Raw genomic sequence first — 20,414 nt, forward strand, 5'->3', positions numbered from 1 at the left:
GAGGATGGTTGTATGTTAAAGAGACAAACCGTTTGGCTATTAACGATGCTAAGTTTAGTCGTTGTGTTATCCGTTTATTATGTAACAGCCCCGAAAGACATGAATGACGATATGGCTTTTACGAATAATGAAAATGTGACAAAGCAGCAAGTAAATGATAAAGAAAAGGCAGACGTAGCGGTGGAAGAAATGGAAACAAAAGATGGGAAAGTCACTTCCAGCGTTTCAAGCGATGATGTATTTACTGCTCTTCGCATGCAAATTGAGGATGAACGAAGCCGGTTGCGCGACCAATTAAATGATATTGTTGCTTCCGCAAACGCAACCGCACAGCAAAAAAGCGAAGCAATGGATAAAATTGAAAAGCTAGAGGCGTTAGCGGAAAAAGAGGCGACATTAGAAACATTAATCAAATCAAAAGGTGGGTATAATGATGTATTGGTGCGCGCTGAAGATGATCAAGTGCGTGTGACAATTAAAGCGAAAAAGCATTCTGCGCAATCTGCCAATGATGTGATTCATATGGTAAAAAGTGAAATTCCGGAAGTCGATAATGTGACTGTCGAATTCCAACCAGCTGGATAATGAAAAACAGCTGCTCTACAAAGGGCAGCTTATTTTTATGATAAAAAAAACCGTTTTATTGTATAATCATTATGTGTATAATCGTTATGAATGGATTTTATAATAACGAATTCATCATCTGAACAACGGAAAGAAAGGTGTGGAGAAAATGAAAATCCAAGAAGTTCGCGAACTGATTCGTCTCATTGATCAATCAAACATCGAAGAATTTGTTTACGAACATGATGGAACAAAAGTACATATGAAAAAACCAACTAAAGAAGCACTGGTTCAAGCGACGGTTCAACCAGCAGTGGAACAAGCAGCGAAGCCGGTAATAGAGGAAGTAAAACCGCAAGCGGCAACACAGCCAGTTGCTTCGCCAACAGAAGTGAAACAACAAGAATCACCAAAACAAGAAGTAAAAAATACAGAAAATTTACATAAAATCACTTCGCCGATGGTTGGCACATTTTATGCAGCTCCATCGCCAGACGCACCTCCATACGTGAAAGTGGGCGATAAAGTAAAAACAGATACGATCGTTTGTATTATTGAAGCGATGAAGCTATTTAACGAAATCGAAGCAGAGGTAAATGGAGAGATCGTTGAAGTGCTTGTTGAAAACGGGCAGCTTGTTGAGTATGGACAACCTCTATTTCTTGTGAAACCGGAATAAGGGAGAGAACGAGCGATGATTAAAAAAGTATTAATTGCCAATCGCGGAGAAATCGCCGTTCGAATTATTCGTGCTTGCAAAGAGCTTGGAATTGAAACGGTTGCCGTTTTTTCAGAAGCAGATCGCGATGCGCTTCACGTACAGCTTGCGGATGAAGCGTATTGCATTGGTCCGACAGCATCAAAAGATAGTTATTTAAACTTTACCAATATCATGAGTGTGGCTACGTTGACGGGCTGCGATGCGATTCACCCAGGGTACGGGTTTTTAGCCGAAAATGCCGCGTTTGCTGAGCTATGCCGCGAATGCAATATCACGTTTATCGGTCCAAGCCCGGAAGCGATTACAAAAATGGGAATTAAAGATGTTGCTCGTGAAACGATGCGGGAGGCCGGCGTGCCAATCGTTCCAGGTTCGAAAGGAATTATCGAAAGCGTGGATGAGGCGGTTGCTTTAGCGAACGAAATCGGCTATCCGGTCATCATTAAAGCAACGGCAGGCGGAGGCGGAAAAGGAATTCGCGTGGCAAGAAACGAGCAAGAGCTTGTTAAAGGAATTAACATTACACAGCAAGAGGCAGCCACAGCGTTTGGAAATCCAGGTGTATACATAGAGAAATACATTGAAGACTTCCGTCATGTTGAAATTCAAGTGCTTGCTGATTCATATGGAAATGTGATCCATCTTGGGGAACGTGACTGCTCGATTCAACGCCGTCTACAAAAGCTTGTTGAGGAAGCACCATCGCCGGCGCTTGACGAGGAAACGCGTCAAAAAATGGGACAAGCAGCAGTGCAAGCGGCGCGCGCCGTCAATTATACCGGCGCTGGTACGGTAGAATTTATTTATGACCATAACGAGAAAAAATTTTACTTCATGGAAATGAATACGCGCATTCAAGTGGAGCATCCGGTCACAGAGTTAATTACCGGAGTAGATTTAATTAAAGAACAAATTCGCATTGCTTCAGGAGAAAAGCTGTCGCTTACCCAAGATGAAGTGACGTTTAACGGATGGGCCATTGAATGTCGGATCAATGCGGAAAATCCAGAAAAAAACTTTATGCCATCACCTGGAAAAATCAATATGTACTTGCCTCCGGGCGGTTTAGGTGTACGGGTTGACTCCGCGGCATATCCAGGCTATACGATTCCGCCTTATTACGATTCGATGATTGCCAAATTGATCGTACACGCCCCTACCCGTGAGGAAGCAATCGCCCGCATGAAGCGTGCATTAAGCGAATTTATTATTGATGGTATTCATACAACGATTCCATTCCACATAAAATTATTCGAGCACGAAAAATTCGTAAAAGGCGAGTTTAATACGAAATTTCTGGAGTTATATGATATTATGAAATCATAATGGGAGGTGTGTACGATGTCAGAACATATTTTTGAGATGGAGCAAGAAGAAGGCGGATTAGGAAAAGTGGAAATTGCGCCTGAAGTCATTGAAGTCATCGCCGGCATCGCTGCAAGTGAAGTAGAAGGAATTGCGCAAATGCGGGGGAACTTTGCTGCCGGTGTTGTCGAACGCTTTGGAAAGAAAAATCATGGAAAAGGCGTAAAAGTGGATTTAAGAGAAGAAGGTGTTGCGATCGACATTTATTGTCTCATTCAATTTGGCGTTTCGATTCCAAATGTAGCGAAAAAAGTTCAAGAAAACGTTCGCCAGGCGCTCTTTAACATGACAGGGCTTGAAGCGAGCGAAGTGAATGTTCATATTGTTGGAATTCAGTTTGATGGAGGAAAAGAACAAGAAGCAGAACAATAAGAATGCAGGGCACATTCGCTTAGCGATGGTGCCCCTTTGTATTTTTGCGGAAAGTTTGTTATTGTAATGAACGGGCCTTTTTTATGGAGAGGAAGATGCAGGAAAAAAGATGATTGCCCAATGAAAAACTTCCATTTTGACATAGGAACGATCGGAAAATGAACCGCTAAAAAATGGAGCTAATGATTTGTGTGAATAATAGTATCGTTTATCCGAAAAATATGATATGATCATCATATAAATGTTCGTGTTTGAGGGAAGGAGGCGAAAATGATGAAGCGGCATGAAGCACGAGAAAAGGCGTTGCAGGCACTATTTCAAGTTGATGTAGGTCATATACCTCCAGAGGAGGCGCTGCAAAACGTAACGGGCGATAAAGAGGTCGACCCATTTTTGCGTCAGCTTGTCATGGGGGTTACAGAGCATCAGGAAGAAATTGATGCATTGCTGCGCGCTAACCTTGAAAAATGGAGATTAGAGCGTGTTGCCAACGTTGACCGGGCGATTTTGCGAATGGCGACATATGAAATGAAATATGTCGATGATGTTCCTGTCAAAGTGAGTTTAGATGAAGCAGTCGAATTAGCGAAAAAATTTGGCGATACGAAATCAGGCAGTTTTGTAAACGGCGTGCTTTCAAAAGTGAAAGATGCGTTGCATATTCAAGAATAGAGAGGGGAAATGGAAACAGATGACAGCACAAATCATTAGCGGTGCAGAGTTGGCAAAAGAAAAACGAATGCAATTAGCCAAAGAGGTAGAACAGCTTAAACGTGAAGGAATCGAACCAGGATTGGCAGTGATTCTTGTCGGCGATGATCCTGCTTCTCATTCCTATGTAAAGGGGAAACAAAAAGCGTGTGCGGAAGTAGGAATTCGTTCTACATTGTTGACATTTCCAGCTGCCATTACAGAAGAATTTTTATTGGAGAAAATAAAAGAATTGAATGAAGATCCGTCCGTACACGGCATTTTAGTGCAGCTTCCGCTTCCAAAGCATATTAACGAATTAAAAGTAATTGAAACGATTTCACCTGAAAAAGATGTAGATGGGTTTCATCCTATCAATGTAGGAAGAATGATGGTTGGACAAAAAGCGTTTCTCCCTTGCACGCCATATGGCATTTTAGTGATGGTCAAGTCCATCGGAGTGGATATCGCTGGAAAACACGTTGTGGTCGTTGGCCGCAGCAATATCGTCGGCAAACCGGTCGGACAATTATTTTTGCGCGAACATGCGACTGTCACGTACTGCCATTCAAAAACAAAAGATTTAGCGTCTATTACGCGCCAAGCAGATATTTTAATTGTTGCTGTAGGCAAAGCGCGTCTTATTGGTGCGGAACATGTGAAACAAGGGGCCATCGTCATTGATGTTGGCGTCAACCGGTTAGAAAACGGAAAACTTTGCGGAGATGTCAACTTTGATGAAGTAAAGGAAGTGGCAAGCTATATTACACCGGTTCCAAAAGGGGTCGGACCGATGACGATTACAATGTTGCTTCATAACACGATCGAAGCGGCAAAAGAACGTGCGCATCGGGAAGTTCACTAATAAGCGAGGGTTATGCTTGTGGCAGAAGTAAAATATGTAACCGTTGGAGCGTTGACAAAATATATTAAGCGCAAATTTGAAGTAGATCCGCATTTACGCGACTTATGGATCAAAGGGGAAATTTCTAATTTTAAATATCACTCGCGCGGACATATGTATTTTACGTTAAAAGATGAACAGGCCCGCATTCAAGCGGTCATGTTCGCTGGATATAATCAATATTTAAGCTTTCGTCCGGAAGATGGCATGAAAGTGCTCGTTCGCGGCGAAATTTCGGTGTACGAGCCGAGCGGAAACTATCAAATTTATGTGAAAGAAATGCAGCCAGAAGGAATCGGAAATTTATATTTGGCGTACGAACAACTAAAAAAGCGGCTGGAGGCAGAAGGACTGTTTTCGCCAGAGCATAAAAAGCCGATTCCTGCGTTTCCACGCTATATTGGTGTAGTCACTTCCCCAACCGGTGCGGCGATTCGCGATATTATGACGACGATTCGCCGCCGCTACCCAATTGCGACAGTGATTTTATTTCCGACGCTCGTTCAGGGGGAACAAGCTGCAGAATCCATCGTTCGCTCTATTGAAAAAGCAAACGAGCTTGGCTACATCGATGTGCTTATTGTCGGACGTGGAGGCGGTTCGATCGAAGAGTTATGGGCGTTTAATGAAGAAATAGTCGCCCGTGCGATTTTTGCTTCCGAAGTGCCGATTATTTCCGCGGTTGGACACGAAACGGATTTTACGATTGCCGATTTTGTTGCCGATTTGCGCGCCCCAACCCCAACCGGTGCTGCGGAACTGGCGGTGCCGCATATTGCGGAATTGATGGAACGGATTTCACAACGAAAATTGCGGTTAATGCGCGCGATGAAAGAAAAAATAGCGACAGAATCCGATCGTCTTTTGCGCTTGCAAAAATCGTATGCGTTTCGTTATCCAGAAAAACTATATGAACAAAAGGAACAGCAATTAGACTCTTTGCTAGAACGTCTCGAACGTCATACAGAACGGCTTTTTGATAAAAAACGCGAACGGCTCGAGCAGCTTCGCTTGAAATTGTTGCGGCATCACCCGAACGAACAGTTATCAAGAATGAAAGAAAAACACGAATCTCTTACTAAATCATTGGAAAAAGAGATGCGCTCCCATATTCATCATCAACAGCTTCGTTTTACGTCTCTCGTTTCACATTTGCATGCGCTTAGTCCGCTCAAAATTATGGAGAGAGGTTATAGCTTAGTTTATAATGAAAAAAAGGAACTTGTAAAAAGCATTCGCCAGCTTCAACTAGGAGATACGATTCAAGTGCGTTTGCAAGATGGGCAAATTGATTGTCATGTATGGGGAATGGAGGAGAAGCAGTTTGTTAAACCTCTATAAAATTATGTAAATATCTCCTGTTATTGAACGTAAAGAGGTGGATGTTCTCCATCTTTTCCATCGTCCCTTGTCTTTTAATAAAAAATTCCCTCCCCCTTCCGTATGTAAAAAAGGAAATGAAGAAAAGTTGGCGAATATATGTTCTTAAGTATCCAAACGAAGGGGGAAGGCAAGGGGATGAAAACGGTTCGGGGGATGAAAATCGTTTCTCATGATGAATTACAACTTCGTTCATTAGATGAGTTAATGCGCGTCTTTGGTTCCGCGAAGCGATATGCGTTTAATCGTTTGCTGGAGGGAAGGAACGCAAAAGACATCATCCAGCACCTTCCGCGCCAATTTCGGCTCAACAAACGGTTTGCCGAAGATGCGGTCTTGCTTGCTCAATCGCTGATTTCTTCCCAACGTGAGTTGCTTCCAATGCGCTTGGAGGATGTGCAGGCGAAAATTGAAAAAACCGAAAAGAAAATCGATGAGTACCAACATGGACGAAAAACACCGAAAAAAGTCGATCTTCCAACATGTTTAGCCGGATTACACCGACGATTAGAAAAACTCAAATCCAAAGAAGAGGAGCTAAAGCACCATCTCGACCATGGAACGATTCCACGTGTGATTTTTGGCGGAAAACAAAACTTTTACAAGCGCTTGAAAGGAAACATCACGAACGAAGAATGGAAAGATTTGCGCTCGAATCAGTTGTACGCCAGAGGCGATAAAAGCAAAAAAGGGAATTTGAATATTCGCCTCACCTATGACGACAAGACGTACCAATGTTATGTAGAAATCGCCAATCCACTTGGACAACAGGAAAACAAAACCGCTCCCCGTTTACGATTCCCTGTGTCCGTTCCTGAAAAATATGAAGAGGAAATCATGGATCTCGTCATGGGAGAACAAGTCGGGGTGAATGCAAAAGGAAAGCCGATCATCGAATATCGACCATACACTGTCGAAATCCAACGCAAAAACGGGGAATATTATGTTCATCTCATCTATGAAGAAGAGGTATATGGCAGGGAACTTGCCTATGATGAACCGATTCAAGCGGAACGAATCGCAGGGATGGATATCAATATTGACCGCATCGCTGTAAGCATCGTTTCGAAACAAGGAAACTTCATCCAATCAAAAGTGTTTTACTGCCATGAACTCGAATATGTGAAAGCGAATAAACGAAACAACATCGTTGGAGAAACCGTACGAGATGTGTATGACTGGCTGCTTCAAGAGAATGTGGGGGCAGTGGTCATCGAAAACATTCAACTAAGACAGCGGCACGATACGGACAAACGATTCAATCGCTTGACCCATAATTTCAACAAGAAAAAACTGACTGATACTATCATTCGCCGTGGGATGCGGCTTGGGTTTCGCATCAAAAAAGTGAATCCGGCGTACACCAGCGTCATCGGTCGTTTCAAGTATATGAAGAAGTATGGGTTATCCGTCCATGAAAGCGCCGCTTTGGTGATTGGCAGACGGGGATTAGGGTATCAGGAACGGTTGCCAAAAGAACTCATTCACATCATAAAAACGAAAGTGAAAAACCATTTGATTGCGGTGCTAGGGTCAATGGAAGAATCCTACAAGCAATCGAAAAGCGGCAAGAAACAACGCCAATATATCGCGATGATGTTACGCAAAATCGAGAATTTCAAACAAGAGCATGAATGGTCGTTATGGAATATCTTGCACAAATGTTGTTGGCTGAACCAGGACCAAATTCAACTGAAGGAGGTGTAGACCTGGTTACTAAAATCGTTGTCGTGTACTGACCGAGGGAAGGAATGGTGCACGACAGGTGCCGTCGCTGACAGCGAGCCACGGGGTGTCTTTCACAATAGATGAATGACAAGGGAAATTCCCTTCCTGATGGAACTCGGTGAGAATCCGAGCGGCAAGCGGTGTTTCCTGGTTCCATCGCGATGAGTCGATTTTTATAGATTTTAGTAACCAGGAGAAGCATTTACATGAGTGAGGAAAAAGAGCTTACTTTTGAAGAAGCGATGGCAAAATTAGAAGAAATTGTCGAGAAGTTAGAAGAAGGAAATGTACCGCTTGAACAGGCGATTTCCTTTTTCCAAGAAGGAATGAAGCTTTCCAAACTTTGTCATGATAAATTGCAACATGTGGAAAAACAGATGGAATACATTTTACGAGAGGATGGGCAACTCGCTCCTTTCTCGATTCAGGAGGAGGAATAGCCATGAACCGGGCGGAGGTAGAGCAATTTTTACAACAACAAAAACAGCGTTTAGAAGAATCGTTGCCGCACTATATTGCAAGGCTGAATGCTCCTGGAACGATTAAACGGGCGATGTCTTATTCGCTGGAGGCAGGCGGGAAGCGCATCCGTCCGCTTCTGTTGTTTGCGACGCTGCATTCGTTTGGAAAAGAACCGGATATCGGGCTTCCAGTTGCGTGTGCTATTGAGATGATTCATACATACTCATTGATCCATGATGATTTGCCAAGTATGGATAACGATGATTTGCGACGAGGGAAACCAACGAATCATAAAGTGTTTGGAGAAGCGATGGCTATTTTAGCGGGAGACGGATTGCTCACTTACGCGTTTCAAGTGATTGCGGAAATGAGTGATGCGCGCATCGTTCCGGCGACAAAGATTCGTTTAATCGAAGAACTGGCAAAAGCGGCTGGACCGGAAGGAATGGTGGCAGGGCAAGTTGCCGATATCGAAGGAGAAGGAAAACAGCTGTCGCTTGAACAGCTGGAATATATCCATCGTCATAAAACAGGGAAAATGCTGCAATACAGCGTATTGGCAGGAGCGTTGCTCGCAGATGCGAAAGACGAGCAGCTGCACCATCTCCATACGTTTGCATCCCATCTCGGTCTCGCTTTTCAAATTCGCGATGACATTCTTGATATCGAAGGCTCAGAAGAAAAGATTGGCAAACGGGTTGGCAGCGATATAGAAAATAAAAAAGTGACATATCCATCGCTTTTAACGATTGCTGGGGCGAAAGAAAAGCTATCTTTTCATATCGCAGAAGCAAAACGTTATTTGCAAAAAGCAGAAATAAATGACAGTGTACTAAGTTATATTTGCGATTTAGTCGCTACGCGCGACCACTAAGGAAACGCTCATTGCTGCTTCTTTGCGAATATGTTATAGTGAAATAATAGAGAGTTTTTTCTTGCATGCCGTTATCACAGTTGTGTTAGCGGCTCTTTTTTCTCTTTTTAACGGAAATCGATTTTTTATGTTTAATCATGTATAATAATAACTAACTTCTGTATTATATCAGCTATAACAAAAGCGAACGATAAAAACGAAAGCGAGTGATCTCGTTTGGATGTTACCAAAATTAAAAATCCGCGCTTTTTAAAAAATATGTCAACAAAGCAGTTAATCGAATTAAGTGCTGATATTCGCAAATTTTTAATTGAAAAGCTGTCGAAAACAGGCGGGCATATCGGCCCAAATTTGGGCGTTGTCGAACTGACCATTGCGCTTCATAAAGTGTTTGATAGTCCGAAAGATAAGTTGATTTGGGATGTCGGCCACCAATCATACGTCCATAAAATTTTGACGGGGCGTGCATCCGAATTTGATACATTACGTCAATATAAAGGTTTATCGGGATTCCCAAAGAGAAGCGAAAGCGAACATGACGTGTGGGAAACCGGTCATAGTTCTACATCCTTATCTGCGGCGATGGGGATGGCAATTGCCCGCGATTTAAAAGGAACGGATGAATACATCGTTCCGATTATTGGCGACGGAGCATTAACAGGCGGCATGGCGCTCGAAGCATTAAATCATATCGGACATGAGAAAAAAGATATCATCGTCGTTTTAAACGATAACGAAATGTCCATTGCTCCAAACGTTGGCGCGCTCCATAATGTGTTAGGACGGTTGCGGACAGCGGGCAAATATCAATGGGTGAAAGACGAGCTGGAATTTTTATTAAAAAGAATTCCAGCTGTTGGCGGAAAGTTAGCGGCAACGGCAGAGCGCATTAAAGATAGCTTAAAATATTTGCTTGTTTCAGGCGTTTTTTTTGAAGAATTAGGGTTTACGTATCTCGGTCCTGTTGACGGACATAATTTTGACGATTTGTTTGAGAATTTGCATTATGCCAAAAAAATAAAAGGTCCTGTACTTCTTCACGTTATTACGAAAAAAGGAAAGGGATATAGTCCGGCGGAAAATGATAAAGTCGGAACATGGCATGGTACCGGACCATACAAAATTGAAACAGGTGATTTTCTAAAACCGGTGGATACTGCTCCATCATGGAGCGAACTTGTTAGCGAGACGGTGCGAAAATTAGCTCGCACAGATAAACGGATTGTCGCAATCACACCGGCAATGCCAGTCGGATCAAAATTAGAAGGATTTGCAAGCGAATTTCCTGACCGAATGTTTGATGTCGGAATTGCGGAACAACATGCAACAACGCTTGCTGCGGGGCTTGCGATGCAAGGAATGAAGCCATTTTTAGCAATTTACTCGACGTTTTTGCAGCGGGCGTATGATCAAGTTGTTCATGATGTTTGCCGGCAAAATTTAAACGTTTTTTTCGCCATTGATCGAGCAGGGCTAGTCGGCGCGGACGGTGAAACACACCAAGGTGTGTTTGATATCGCCTTTTTGCGCCACGTTCCGAACCTTGTCATTATGATGCCAAAGGACGAAAACGAAGGGCAGCATATGGTGTATACGGCGATTCAATATGATGACGGACCAATCGCGCTTCGCTTTCCGCGCGGCAACGGACTTGGCGTCAAGCTCGATGAAGAATTGAAGAAAATTCCGATAGGAACGTGGGAAGTATTGCGCGAAGGCCGAGATTTAGCGATTTTAACGTTTGGCACTACGATTTCCATGGCATTAGAGGCCGCAGAGAAGCTTGCTAAAGATAATATTTCTGTAAAAGTAGTGAACGCTCGTTTTATTAAACCGATGGATGAGAAAATATTACATGATTTGTTAGAAAGCAATATCCCAATTTTAACGATTGAAGAAGCGGTGTTGCAAGGCGGCTTTGGCAGCGCTGTTTTGGAGTTTGCCCACGACCATGGCTATCATCAAGCGGTGATTAACCGAATGGGCATTCCTGACCGCTTCATTGAACACGGCAGTGTCAAAGAGTTGTTAAATGAAATTGGTTTAACGACAGCACATATTATTGATCGTGTAAAAACCATTATACCAAGAAAACAAAAAAGGGCATGAGAGATGAAAGGGAAAAAAGAACGTCTGGATGTATTGCTTGTTCAACGAGGTTTAATAGAGACGCGTGAAAAAGCAAAACGCGCGATTATGGCTGGGCTTGTGTATTCGAATGAAGTTCGATTAGACAAGCCTGGCGAAAAGGTGTCCGTAGATATCCCGTTAGCGATCAAAGGCGACGTGCTTCCGTATGTGAGCCGCGGAGGCTTGAAGCTGGAAAAAGCGCTGCGCACGTTTGATGTCACTGTCCAAGATAAAATTATTTTAGATATCGGGGCATCTACGGGAGGATTTACAGATTGCGCGTTGCAGCATGGGGCAAAATTATCATACGCGGTTGACGTCGGCTATAACCAACTCGCATGGAAATTACGCCAAGATGATCGTGTTGTTGTGATGGAACGGACGAATTTCCGCTACGTCACGCCTGATTATTTTACGAAAGGGCTTCCACAATTTGCGACGATCGATGTCTCATTTATTTCATTGAAACTAATATTGCCTGTATTAAAGACCGTGCTTGTCCCTGAAAGCGATGTGATCGCTTTAGTCAAACCGCAATTCGAAGCCGGCAAAGAAAAAGTCGGCAAAAAAGGCATCGTTCGCGACCCGAACGTGCATGAAGAAGTGCTAACGTCGATTATCGATTTTGCGCTTTGCGAAGGGTTTGATGTCATGAACTTATCGTATTCCCCGATTACCGGCGGGGATGGAAATATTGAATTTTTGCTTCATCTTCGCTTCCAGGGCGGCAAAGAAATGGGAGAAAACTTCTTATCGCAATCGGTAAGCGAGGTAGTGAAAGAAGCTCATTTGCAGCTGAAAAGCAATTCTACTTAAGAAAGGGAATAACGGACATGGTTATTCCCGTTTTTTACCGTGAATTTACTTGTGAGAGGTGTCGAATTTGAATAAAGGACAAAGGCATATTAAAATTCGCGAAATTATTATGAGCCACGACATAGAAACACAAGATGAGCTCGTTGATATGCTTAAGAAAGCAGGGTTTAATGTCACGCAGGCGACGGTGTCAAGAGACATTAAAGAAATGCAGCTTGTCAAGGTGCCGATGGCAAATGGCCGTTATAAATATAGCCTTCCTTCCGATCAGCGTTTTAATCCTGTTCAAAAATTAAAACGCGCTTTAATGGATGTGTTTATCAAGCTTGATGGTGCTGGCAATTTGCTCGTTTTAAAAACATTGCCAGGCAATGCGCATGCCATTGGTGTTTTGCTTGATAATTTAGACTGGAACGAAATCGTTGGAACGATTTGTGGAGATGACACTTGTCTTATTATTTGTCGAACAGCGGAAGATGCCGAGAAGGTTTCCAAACAATTATTAGAAATGCTTTAAATGAAGGTGGTGATTCCACTTGCTAGCGGAATTATCCATAAAAAATTTTGCGATTATTGAATCATTGTCCATTTCGTTTGAAAAAGGACTGACGGTGTTAACTGGGGAAACGGGAGCGGGAAAGTCGATTATTATTGATGCGATCCATCTGCTGATCGGAGGACGGGGTTCGGCAGAATTTGTCCGCTACGGAGAAGACAAGGCGGAAATAGAAGGACTTTTTTTACTAGATAATGAAAACCATCCATGTTATGACAAATGTGCCGAAGTCGGCATTGACATTAGCGAAGGCATGGTTGTTTTGCGCCGTGAAATTTTCGCAACTGGAAAAAGCGTATGCCGCGTAAACGGAAAATTAGTGACGACGGCTATATTGCGCGATATCGGTTCTACGCTTGTCGATATTCATGGGCAACATGAACATCAAGAATTAATGAATCCATCTCGGCATCTTCTGCTACTTGATGAATACGGCGGGGCGGAAATTGCGGAGGCTCTTGAGGAATATCGCGCCGTTTATGAGAAGTATGAACAATTGCGGAAGAAACTAAAAAAGTTAAATGAAAATGAGCAGCAAATGGCGCATCGCCTTGATTTATTAACATTTCAGCTAGATGAAATTCAAAAAGCGAATTTACAGCCAAACGAAGATGAACAGTTGATGGAAGAAAAAGTAAAAATTATGAACTTCCAAAAGATTTACGAAGCGCTTAAACATAGTTATGAGGCATTATCCGGCGAGCAGCGCGGTCTTGACTGGATTGGTTTGGCAATGAGCCATTTAGATGATGTCGCTTCTATTGACCCGGCATTAAAAGAAGCGTATGAAACGATTGCGAATAGTTATTATTTATTGGAGGATATTACGTATAAATTACGCGATGAACTCGAACAATTGGAATATGATCCATCCCGCCTTGATTTTATTGAAAGCCGCCTTAGTGAAATCAATCAATTAAAACGAAAATACGGATCGACCATCGAAGATATTTTGCAATATGCAGAAAAAATTACAGAAGAAATCGATACGATTCAACATCGCGAAACCCATATTCACGAACTGCAAAAAGAATTGAAATCGGTGACGGAAGATTTATTAATCGAAGCGAAAAATGTGACGAATGTTCGCAAAAAGTACGCGAAAACATTAATTAACCATATTCATCAAGAATTAAAAGAGCTGTATATGGAAAAAACACAATTTGATATCGTATTTACGAAACGAGAAGGATCGCTTGATGCACCGCTGCTTGATGGTGTACCAGTGAAATTTCATGAAGATGGTGTCGATGATGTGGAATTTTATATTTCCACAAACGTTGGCGAACCGTTAAAACCGTTAGCGAAAATTGCCTCTGGCGGGGAATTGTCGCGCATCATGCTTGCATTAAAAAGCATATTTTCCAAACATCAAGGAGTTACATCGATTATTTTTGATGAAGTCGATACGGGGGTTAGCGGCCGGGTTGCACAGGCGATTGCCGAAAAAATTTACCGCATCTCCATCGATTCGCAAGTGCTTTGCATTTCCCACCTGCCGCAAGTAGCGGCGATGGCTGATACGCATTTGTTTATTGCGAAAGAAACAGATGGAAGCCGCACAAGAACGTCAGTCAAAGAATTATCGGACGAAGAAAAAGTAAAGGAAATCGGCCGGATGATTTCTGGTGTAGAAATTACAGAACTGACGAAAAAACATGCAAAAGAGTTGCTTGAGCTAGCAACAAAAATCAAAGGATGAAACGCTATCCATTATGGGTAGCTTTTTTTATGGGGAAAACGATTATATTTCCACTGTTTAAGGCAAAATTAAAACTGTAGCCGCTTTTTGGAGGGTGTAGGTGGGAGCGAGGAGAGTGACAAAGATTGAATACAGAGGCAATCCGAAAAATAATGGGGGTTTTTCTCCTTGTTTCGTTCATCATGATCGGTATATCGAAACCGGTTAAAGAATATTTTCAAATTCCAAAACAAATCGTGATGTTTGAAGGTGAAGCGATGCGATTTTCTACTGCAGCGCTTCCAGTCCAAGCAACGGTGAAAGACGCTCCCAAATCGATAGAAGTTCACAAACATGCTGATTCGTTTTCCGTAAAAGCAAAACAAAGTGGAGAAAAGAAAATGGTATTAGAAGTTGCCGGAATGCCGGTAAAACAGGTAGATGTAAACGTTTTGCCGACTTTGAAAGTCATCCCTGGAGGGCAATCCATTGGTGTTAAGTTAAATACAGTAGGAGTTCTTGTGGTTGGCTACCATCTCGTCGAAACAGAAAAAGGAAAAAAATCACCAGGCGAAATTGCTGGGATTAAAGTAGGAGATATTATTACAAGGATTAATGGCAAAAAAATTGAAAAGATGAGTGACCTTTCTCCTTTTATTGAGGAAGCAGGAAAAACAGGAAAACCGCTACATCTTCAAGTTCTTCGCGACAAACACTCTTTTACGACGAAATTAGTTCCGTTAAAGGATAAACATGATCATGCTTACCGCGTTGGATTATACATTCGGGATTCTGCCGCTGGTATCGGGACGATGACGTTTTATGACCCTGTTTCCAAAAAATATGGAGCACTAGGTCATGTCATTTCCGATATGGATACGAAAAAACCGATTGTTGTTCAAAATGGCCAAATTATGAGATCAACTGTGACATCGATTGAAAAAGGAAGCAGCGGCAGTCCTGGCGAAAAATTAGCACGGTTTTCCGATGAGGAAGAAGTGATTGGGAATATTACGAATAACAGCCCGTTTGGCATTTTTGGAAAGTTGACGGAACCGGTAGACAATGGAATTATGAATAAACCAATTCCAATTGCGTTATCGAACCAAGTAAAAGAAGGCCCCGCAAAAATGTTAACCGTTGTGGAAAACGATAAAGTCGAGCAATTTGATATTGAAATCGTAAGCACTATCCCACAAAAATTTCCAGCAACAAAGGGACTGGTCATTCGTGTTACGGATCCGCGCTTATTAAAAAAGACGGGTGGCATCGTTCAAGGAATGAGCGGAAGTCCAATTATTCAAGATGGGAAATTAGTTGGCGCAGTTACTCACGTATTTGTCAATGATCCGACATCTGGCTATGGCGTCCATATCGAATGGATGTTAAATGAAGCAGGAATTGATGTATATGGAAAATCAAATAAAAAGGCGAGCTGACATGTAGCTCGCCTTTTTCAATTTTTTATGTAAAAAATTTCGTGAAAAACGTCAATAAATTCAGCGTTTTTGCATAGATATTTGGTGAAACATCATATAAAATGAATGTGTAAAGATTTTTCGACAAAAATGTGGCAATATTTATATTAAAATTGTCCAATCAACTCAATTTCTGTTATAATTTCATGAATTATTTGTTTTTTTAGCATTTTTGAAAAAAGTAAAAGGATTTTTCATCATATTGTCGAATTGTCTTAATGGAATTTTCTACATAGTGAAAATAAATTGGGAGGTAAGGAGGAAGATTTTCTTGAAAATTAAAGTATGTATCGCAGATGATAATCGTGAATTAGTGAGCTTGCTGGAAGAGTATATTTCCAGCCAAAACGATATGGAAGTGATCGGGACTGCCTATAATGGACAAGATTGCTTATATATGCTTGAGGAAAAACAGCCGGACATTTTGCTGCTAGACATTATTATGCCGCATTTAGATGGGTTGGCTGTATTGGAAAAAATCCGCACAAAGCTGGAAAAACAACCAAACGTGATTATGTTAACGGCATTTGGCCAAGAAGACGTGACGAAGAAAGCGGTTGAACTTGGCGCCTCCTACTTTATTTTAAAACCGTTTGACATGGAAAATTTAGTACATCATATCCGCCAAGTGTATGGAAAAACAACACCAATGGTGAAAAAAGCATCGTCTTCCTACCAAGCACGGGATAACAAGCCGAAAAACTTGGATGCAAGCATTACGAGCATTATTCATGAAATTGGCGTTCCGGCGCATATTAAAGGATATTTATATTTACGTGAAGCGATCGCGATGGTATATAACGATATCGAATTGCTCGGTTCCATTACGAAAGTGCTTTATCCAGACATTGCGAAAAAATATAACACAACTGCCAGCCGTGTAGAGCGGGCGATCCGCCATGCGATTGAAGTTGCTTGGAGCCGCGGCAACATTGAATCGATTTCTTCCTTGTTCGGCTACACGGTCAGTATGTCCAAAGCCAAACCGACAAACTCTGAATTCATCGCGATGGTGGCGGATAAGTTAAGATTGGAACATAAAGCTTCTTAATAAAAAAAGGTAGTCTTGCGATGACTACCTTTTTTTCTGGAAATTTTGTTCTTATTGTTGTTCACTTTGCTTTTTTTCTAATTCGAGCAACTTTTGGATTAAAATATGTTGAGGCATATGCATAATCTGCTCGATGGGCATTCCTAACGCTTTCGCTAATTTTTGCGCTGTTTCCAAGGAAATTTGCAGCGGTCTCATCCTATCACCTCACTTGCTTATCAAACAGTATAGCAAACTTTTTTGTTTTCTCGCATATATTTTGATGATCGCTTTTGCATTGGTTCGACAGAAAGGGGTAAACAAACGTATGACAAAAATTTTCGCGCACCGCGGTTCCGCCGGCACACATCCGGAAAATACGATGATCGCTTTTTATGAAGCAGAGAGAGTCGGAGCAGATGGAATTGAATTGGATGTACAACTGACCAAAGATGGGCAAATCGTTGTCATTCATGATGAAACGATCGACCGAACGACAGATGGAACTGGCTGGGTAAAAGATTTTACGTATCGGGAATTGCAGCAATTTAACGCTGTATATAAATTTGCCGATCAATATGATGTTTGCCGCATCCCTCTATTAGAGGAAGTGCTGGCATGGATTTGCTCGACGACACTATTGTTGAATATTGAGTTAAAAAACAGTTTGATTGCGTATGAAACATTAGAGCAAAAAGTCATCGATATGATCCGGCATTATGGCCTGGAAGATCGCATTATTTTATCGTCTTTTAATCATAATAGTATGGCTCTTTGTCGCAGTCTTGCGCCAAATATAGAAACGGCTTTATTATATATGGAGTCTTTATACGATCCGTGGAAATATGTTCGAGTGATGAGAGCGGATGGATTGCACCCTTATCATCGAACGGTGACGGAGCCGTTTGTTCGCCAAGCTCGTCATTATCAAATTGCCATCCGTCCATTTACGATTAATCAAGAGCCACTAATGGAAAAAATGTTCCAATACGGAGTGGATGCCATTTTTACTGATTATCCGCGCAATGCGAAGAATATTCGGGAAAACAAAAAAACGCCCTAAGCGCGAGAACCGTTTAAGGCGTTTTTTTCTTTTTTTGAAATCGTGGTTGGACTTTATTTCGTTTTCGGTCACGATGTAAAATAAACCCCCCGATAAAAGACAAGCCGGCTGCAAACAAAAGAAAGCCGCCCAAAAATTGCAGTGAAAGGGACGGAAATGGAGAATGCAAAATACCAAATAGTGTATCACGCATCCATTTAATGCCTAGTGCGGCTAACAAACCAGGAATGACTAAAATGAGCAGAGCGATGATCCGTACCATTATGATCATGATCCTTTCACAGAGAAAAAGTTGTTTCATCCCTCATCATAACGGTTCCGTTTTATTTGTCAAGCAAAGAAAAAACAATTATGATAAAAGTGCCTGCAAAAACTTGCACACTGAAAAAGAGCGGTGAATAAGATGAAAAGGGTATTGATTGTTGGAGCTGGAAATGGAGGCACAGCACTATTAAAGCTGCTGGAAAAAACAACAATGTTTCAAATTGTCGCAGTAGTTGATATCAATGAGAAAGCTTGCGGTATAAAACTTGCGAAAGAAATGAATATTGCTACTGGAACCGACTGGCGTGCTTTTACGAGTGAAGAAATTGACCTTATAATTGAAGCGACAGGAAAACAGGAAGTGTTGGATGAGATCCGCAAACATTGTTCGCCGAATACGATTGTCGTGCCAGGGACAGTTGCTCATATAATGGCCGAACTTGTCGAAGAAAAAGAAATGTTGATTGCGAAACTGAAAAGCGAAACAACAAGGCGCGGTTTGATTTTTAATTCTGCGCATGACGGAATGATTGTCGTTGACGAGTTTGCTTATATTACGGATATCAATAACAGCGCCGCGGAAATGATTGAAGTGGATAAAGAGGAAGTCATCGGAAAACACATTTTAGAAGTCATTCCAACGAGCGGCCTGCCGCGAGTGTTAAAAACAAAACAAACAGAATTTCATCAAGAATTAAAATTAGAAAATGGCAAAAAAATCATTACAACGAGAATTCCAATGATGGATGAAACGGGTAAACTGTTCGGTGCATTAGCTGTTTTTAAAGATATTACGGAATTAGTAAAGCTAGCAGAGGAAATTACCGACTTGAAAGAAATGCGCATGATGTTGGAGGCGATTATTCATTCTTCAGAGGAAGCTATTTCCGTTGTTGATGAGCATGGAAACGGCATTTTAATTAATCCCGCTTATACGCGCATTACCGGCCTGACGGAAGAAGAAGTCATCGGCAAGCCGGCGACCGCCGATATCGCCGAAGGGGAAAGCATGCATATGCAAGTGCTCAAAACGCGCCGGCCCGTTCGTGGCGTGCGGATGAAAGTCGGGCCGAAAAACCGCGACGTGGTCGTGAATGTAGCGCCAATTATTGTTGATGGCGTATTAAAAGGAAGCGTCGGTGTAATTCATGACGTTTCCGAAATTCAACGCCTTACAGCCGAACTGAACCGGGCAAGACAAATTATCCGCACGTTGGAAGCGAAATACTCATTTGCGGATATTATTGGGACTTCAGAGGAAATAACGGTGGCGATCGAGCAGGCGAAGTTGGCGGCAAAAACACCGGCAACCATTTTGCTTCGTGGTGAATCAGGAACAGGAAAAGAATTGTTTGCCCATGCTATTCATAATGCAAGTGACCGAAAATATAACAAATTTGTCCGTGTGAATTGCGCGGCAATTTCCGAAACACTATTAGAGAGCGAGCTGTTTGGTTATGAAGAAGGGGCATTTTCCGGGGCAAAGCGCGGCGGCAAACGCGGCTTGTTTGAAGAAGCGAACAACGGCAGCATTTTCCTGGACGAAATCGGTGAGCTTTCTGCGAATACACAAGCAAAATTGCTTCGTGTGCTGCAAGAAGGAGAAATCGTCCGCGTTGGCGGCACGAAACCAATCCCAATTAACGTTCGTGTCATTGCGGCAACGAATGTCAACTTGGAAAAAGCAATCGCAGAAGGAACGTTTCGTGAAGACTTATACTACCGGTTAAATCGCATGCCAATTTATATTCCGCCATTGCGGGCAAGGAAGGAAGATATTCCTGCGCTATGCCAACATTTAATTCAAAAACTGAATCAAGACTACGGCCGCAATGTCGAAGGAGTGACACCGGCTGCGCTCGATTATTTATTATCTTACGATTGGCCGGGCAATGTCCGTGAATTAGAGAATGTATTAGGCCGAGCGATGATTTTTATGAAGTTTAACGAAGTGATGATTGATGTCCATCATATTCCGCCGCTTGATATTTCGCGAGGGAGTTCATCCTTTCATAAAAATGAGAAGGAGATGGAAATTCGTCCTCTTGAGGATATGATGGAACAATACGAAGCGATGATTATTGAACAGGCGCTACGCAAATATAACAACAATAAAACCGCGGCAGCACGGGCGCTTGGCATTTCGATTCGAAACTTATATTACAAGTTAGAAAAATACGGGATTGCAAAAAAGAACGTGCAATAAATTGCACGCTATGCAAATTATTGCATAATAAAAACAGAAAATTAAAGCGTTTTCAATACTTTGGTGTTGGCACGTTTTTTGCATATTAATAGAGTGCCTCCACAAATTCATGAAGAGGTTGGTGTATAAG

The 20,414-nt window shown here is 42.1% G+C and carries 20 protein-coding genes; 18 read left to right on the plus strand and 2 right to left on the minus strand.

All coding sequences use genetic code 11. The features are described 5' to 3' along the window. The first annotated feature begins 12 nt into the window (after positions 1–12). The 16 genes from FNL97_RS05610 to spo0A all read left to right on the plus strand — a co-directional run bounded on the left by FNL97_RS05610 (position 13) and on the right by spo0A (position 16,772). Positions 13–585, plus strand: a complete 573-nt coding sequence (locus FNL97_RS05610; protein WP_015864450.1) for a SpoIIIAH-like family protein — start codon at positions 13–15, stop codon at positions 583–585. A gap of 148 nt (positions 586–733) precedes the next feature. Further along, positions 734–1,243 (plus strand): acetyl-CoA carboxylase biotin carboxyl carrier protein, encoded by a 510-nt coding sequence (gene accB, locus FNL97_RS05615; RefSeq protein WP_143415186.1) that lies wholly within the window; start codon positions 734–736, stop codon positions 1,241–1,243. Between the two features lie 15 nt (positions 1,244–1,258). Next, the gene (gene accC, locus FNL97_RS05620; protein ID WP_143415187.1) at positions 1,259–2,611 is read left to right on the plus strand and encodes an acetyl-CoA carboxylase biotin carboxylase subunit; all 1,353 of its coding nucleotides are present in this window, start codon (positions 1,259–1,261) and stop codon (positions 2,609–2,611) included. A gap of 15 nt (positions 2,612–2,626) precedes the next feature. Beyond that, positions 2,627–3,022, plus strand: a complete 396-nt coding sequence (locus FNL97_RS05625; RefSeq protein WP_062752876.1) for an Asp23/Gls24 family envelope stress response protein — start codon at positions 2,627–2,629, stop codon at positions 3,020–3,022. A 273-nt stretch (positions 3,023–3,295) separates the two neighbouring features. After that, positions 3,296–3,694: a transcription antitermination factor NusB gene (gene nusB, locus FNL97_RS05630; protein WP_062678709.1), complete on the plus strand. Its 399-nt coding sequence runs from the start codon at positions 3,296–3,298 to the stop codon at positions 3,692–3,694. A gap of 19 nt (positions 3,695–3,713) precedes the next feature. Next, positions 3,714–4,577, plus strand: a complete 864-nt coding sequence (gene folD, locus FNL97_RS05635) for a bifunctional methylenetetrahydrofolate dehydrogenase/methenyltetrahydrofolate cyclohydrolase FolD (RefSeq protein WP_143415188.1) — start codon at positions 3,714–3,716, stop codon at positions 4,575–4,577. Positions 4,578–4,589: 12 nt separating this feature from the next. Then, the gene (gene xseA, locus FNL97_RS05640; protein WP_187252128.1) at positions 4,590–5,957 is read left to right on the plus strand and encodes an exodeoxyribonuclease VII large subunit; all 1,368 of its coding nucleotides are present in this window, start codon (positions 4,590–4,592) and stop codon (positions 5,955–5,957) included. A 177-nt stretch (positions 5,958–6,134) separates the two neighbouring features. Then, a complete protein-coding gene (locus tag FNL97_RS05645) occupies positions 6,135–7,703 on the plus strand; it encodes an SSO2105 N-terminal domain-containing protein (RefSeq protein ID WP_015864443.1) in 1,569 nt (522 codons plus the stop codon). A gap of 227 nt (positions 7,704–7,930) precedes the next feature. Further along, positions 7,931–8,164 (plus strand): exodeoxyribonuclease VII small subunit, encoded by a 234-nt coding sequence (locus tag FNL97_RS05650; RefSeq protein ID WP_062752874.1) that lies wholly within the window; start codon positions 7,931–7,933, stop codon positions 8,162–8,164. Positions 8,165–8,166: 2 nt separating this feature from the next. Beyond that, complete coding sequence (locus tag FNL97_RS05655; protein WP_015864441.1) at positions 8,167–9,060, plus strand: polyprenyl synthetase family protein; 894 nt, start codon at positions 8,167–8,169, stop codon at positions 9,058–9,060. A 216-nt stretch (positions 9,061–9,276) separates the two neighbouring features. Next, positions 9,277–11,169: a 1-deoxy-D-xylulose-5-phosphate synthase gene (dxs, locus tag FNL97_RS05660; protein ID WP_143415189.1), complete on the plus strand. Its 1,893-nt coding sequence runs from the start codon at positions 9,277–9,279 to the stop codon at positions 11,167–11,169. A gap of 3 nt (positions 11,170–11,172) precedes the next feature. After that, entirely contained in the window at positions 11,173–12,006 is an 834-nt protein-coding gene (locus tag FNL97_RS05665) for a TlyA family RNA methyltransferase (RefSeq protein ID WP_143415190.1), read from the plus strand. 67 nt (positions 12,007–12,073) lie between these two features. Next, positions 12,074–12,523, plus strand: coding sequence for a transcriptional regulator AhrC/ArgR (ahrC, locus tag FNL97_RS05670; RefSeq protein ID WP_015864438.1), 450 nt, complete (start codon positions 12,074–12,076; stop codon positions 12,521–12,523). 19 nt (positions 12,524–12,542) lie between these two features. Further along, on the plus strand, positions 12,543–14,264 hold the full coding sequence (recN, locus tag FNL97_RS05675; RefSeq protein ID WP_143415191.1) for a DNA repair protein RecN: 1,722 nt from the start codon (positions 12,543–12,545) through the stop codon (positions 14,262–14,264). A 125-nt stretch (positions 14,265–14,389) separates the two neighbouring features. After that, on the plus strand, positions 14,390–15,682 hold the full coding sequence (gene spoIVB, locus FNL97_RS05680; RefSeq protein ID WP_143415192.1) for a SpoIVB peptidase: 1,293 nt from the start codon (positions 14,390–14,392) through the stop codon (positions 15,680–15,682). A 310-nt stretch (positions 15,683–15,992) separates the two neighbouring features. Then, the gene (gene spo0A / locus FNL97_RS05685; RefSeq protein WP_089097906.1) at positions 15,993–16,772 is read left to right on the plus strand and encodes a sporulation transcription factor Spo0A; all 780 of its coding nucleotides are present in this window, start codon (positions 15,993–15,995) and stop codon (positions 16,770–16,772) included. Positions 16,773–16,823: 51 nt separating this feature from the next. Here the strand turns inward: spo0A and FNL97_RS05690 are convergent, their stop codons facing one another. Then, positions 16,824–16,970, minus strand: coding sequence for a YycC family protein (locus FNL97_RS05690; RefSeq protein WP_015864434.1), 147 nt, complete (start codon positions 16,968–16,970; stop codon positions 16,824–16,826). 109 nt (positions 16,971–17,079) lie between these two features. On the opposite strand from FNL97_RS05690, the gene FNL97_RS05695 reads away from it, so the two are divergent. Continuing rightward, positions 17,080–17,814: a glycerophosphodiester phosphodiesterase gene (locus FNL97_RS05695; protein ID WP_062678703.1), complete on the plus strand. Its 735-nt coding sequence runs from the start codon at positions 17,080–17,082 to the stop codon at positions 17,812–17,814. Positions 17,815–17,827: 13 nt separating this feature from the next. On the opposite strand, the gene FNL97_RS05700 is transcribed toward FNL97_RS05695, so the two are convergent. Beyond that, positions 17,828–18,076: a DUF2627 domain-containing protein gene (locus FNL97_RS05700; RefSeq protein WP_015864432.1), complete on the minus strand. Its 249-nt coding sequence runs from the start codon at positions 18,074–18,076 to the stop codon at positions 17,828–17,830. A 141-nt stretch (positions 18,077–18,217) separates the two neighbouring features. Here FNL97_RS05700 and FNL97_RS05705 point away from each other — a divergent pair, with 141 nt between their 5' ends. Then, positions 18,218–20,284, plus strand: a complete 2,067-nt coding sequence (locus FNL97_RS05705) for a sigma 54-interacting transcriptional regulator (protein WP_143415193.1) — start codon at positions 18,218–18,220, stop codon at positions 20,282–20,284. Positions 20,285–20,414: the final 130 nt, after the last annotated feature.

Origin of the sequence: Geobacillus sp. E263 (genome assembly GCF_007197795.1) — a bacterium.
GTDB lineage: Bacteria > Bacillota > Bacilli > Bacillales > Anoxybacillaceae > Parageobacillus_B > Parageobacillus_B toebii.

Coding starts and splice junctions, on each gene's coding strand:
- FNL97_RS05655 (WP_015864441.1), top strand. CDS start 8,167: ATGAACCGGGCGGAGGTAGAGCAATTTTTACAACAACAAAAACAGCGT.
- FNL97_RS05650 (WP_062752874.1), top strand. CDS start 7,931: ATGAGTGAGGAAAAAGAGCTTACTTTTGAAGAAGCGATGGCAAAATTA.
- accB (WP_143415186.1), top strand. CDS start 734: ATGAAAATCCAAGAAGTTCGCGAACTGATTCGTCTCATTGATCAATCA.
- FNL97_RS05695 (WP_062678703.1), top strand. CDS start 17,080: ATGACAAAAATTTTCGCGCACCGCGGTTCCGCCGGCACACATCCGGAA.
- FNL97_RS05665 (WP_143415190.1), top strand. CDS start 11,173: ATGAAAGGGAAAAAAGAACGTCTGGATGTATTGCTTGTTCAACGAGGT.
- FNL97_RS05645 (WP_015864443.1), top strand. CDS start 6,135: ATGAAAACGGTTCGGGGGATGAAAATCGTTTCTCATGATGAATTACAA.
- FNL97_RS05700 (WP_015864432.1), bottom strand. CDS start 18,076: ATGGTACGGATCATCGCTCTGCTCATTTTAGTCATTCCTGGTTTGTTA.
- accC (WP_143415187.1), top strand. CDS start 1,259: ATGATTAAAAAAGTATTAATTGCCAATCGCGGAGAAATCGCCGTTCGA.
- folD (WP_143415188.1), top strand. CDS start 3,714: ATGACAGCACAAATCATTAGCGGTGCAGAGTTGGCAAAAGAAAAACGA.
- xseA (WP_187252128.1), top strand. CDS start 4,590: ATGCTTGTGGCAGAAGTAAAATATGTAACCGTTGGAGCGTTGACAAAA.
- nusB (WP_062678709.1), top strand. CDS start 3,296: ATGAAGCGGCATGAAGCACGAGAAAAGGCGTTGCAGGCACTATTTCAA.
- FNL97_RS05690 (WP_015864434.1), bottom strand. CDS start 16,970: ATGAGACCGCTGCAAATTTCCTTGGAAACAGCGCAAAAATTAGCGAAA.
- FNL97_RS05625 (WP_062752876.1), top strand. CDS start 2,627: ATGTCAGAACATATTTTTGAGATGGAGCAAGAAGAAGGCGGATTAGGA.
- FNL97_RS05705 (WP_143415193.1), top strand. CDS start 18,218: ATGAAAAGGGTATTGATTGTTGGAGCTGGAAATGGAGGCACAGCACTA.
- FNL97_RS05610 (WP_015864450.1), top strand. CDS start 13: ATGTTAAAGAGACAAACCGTTTGGCTATTAACGATGCTAAGTTTAGTC.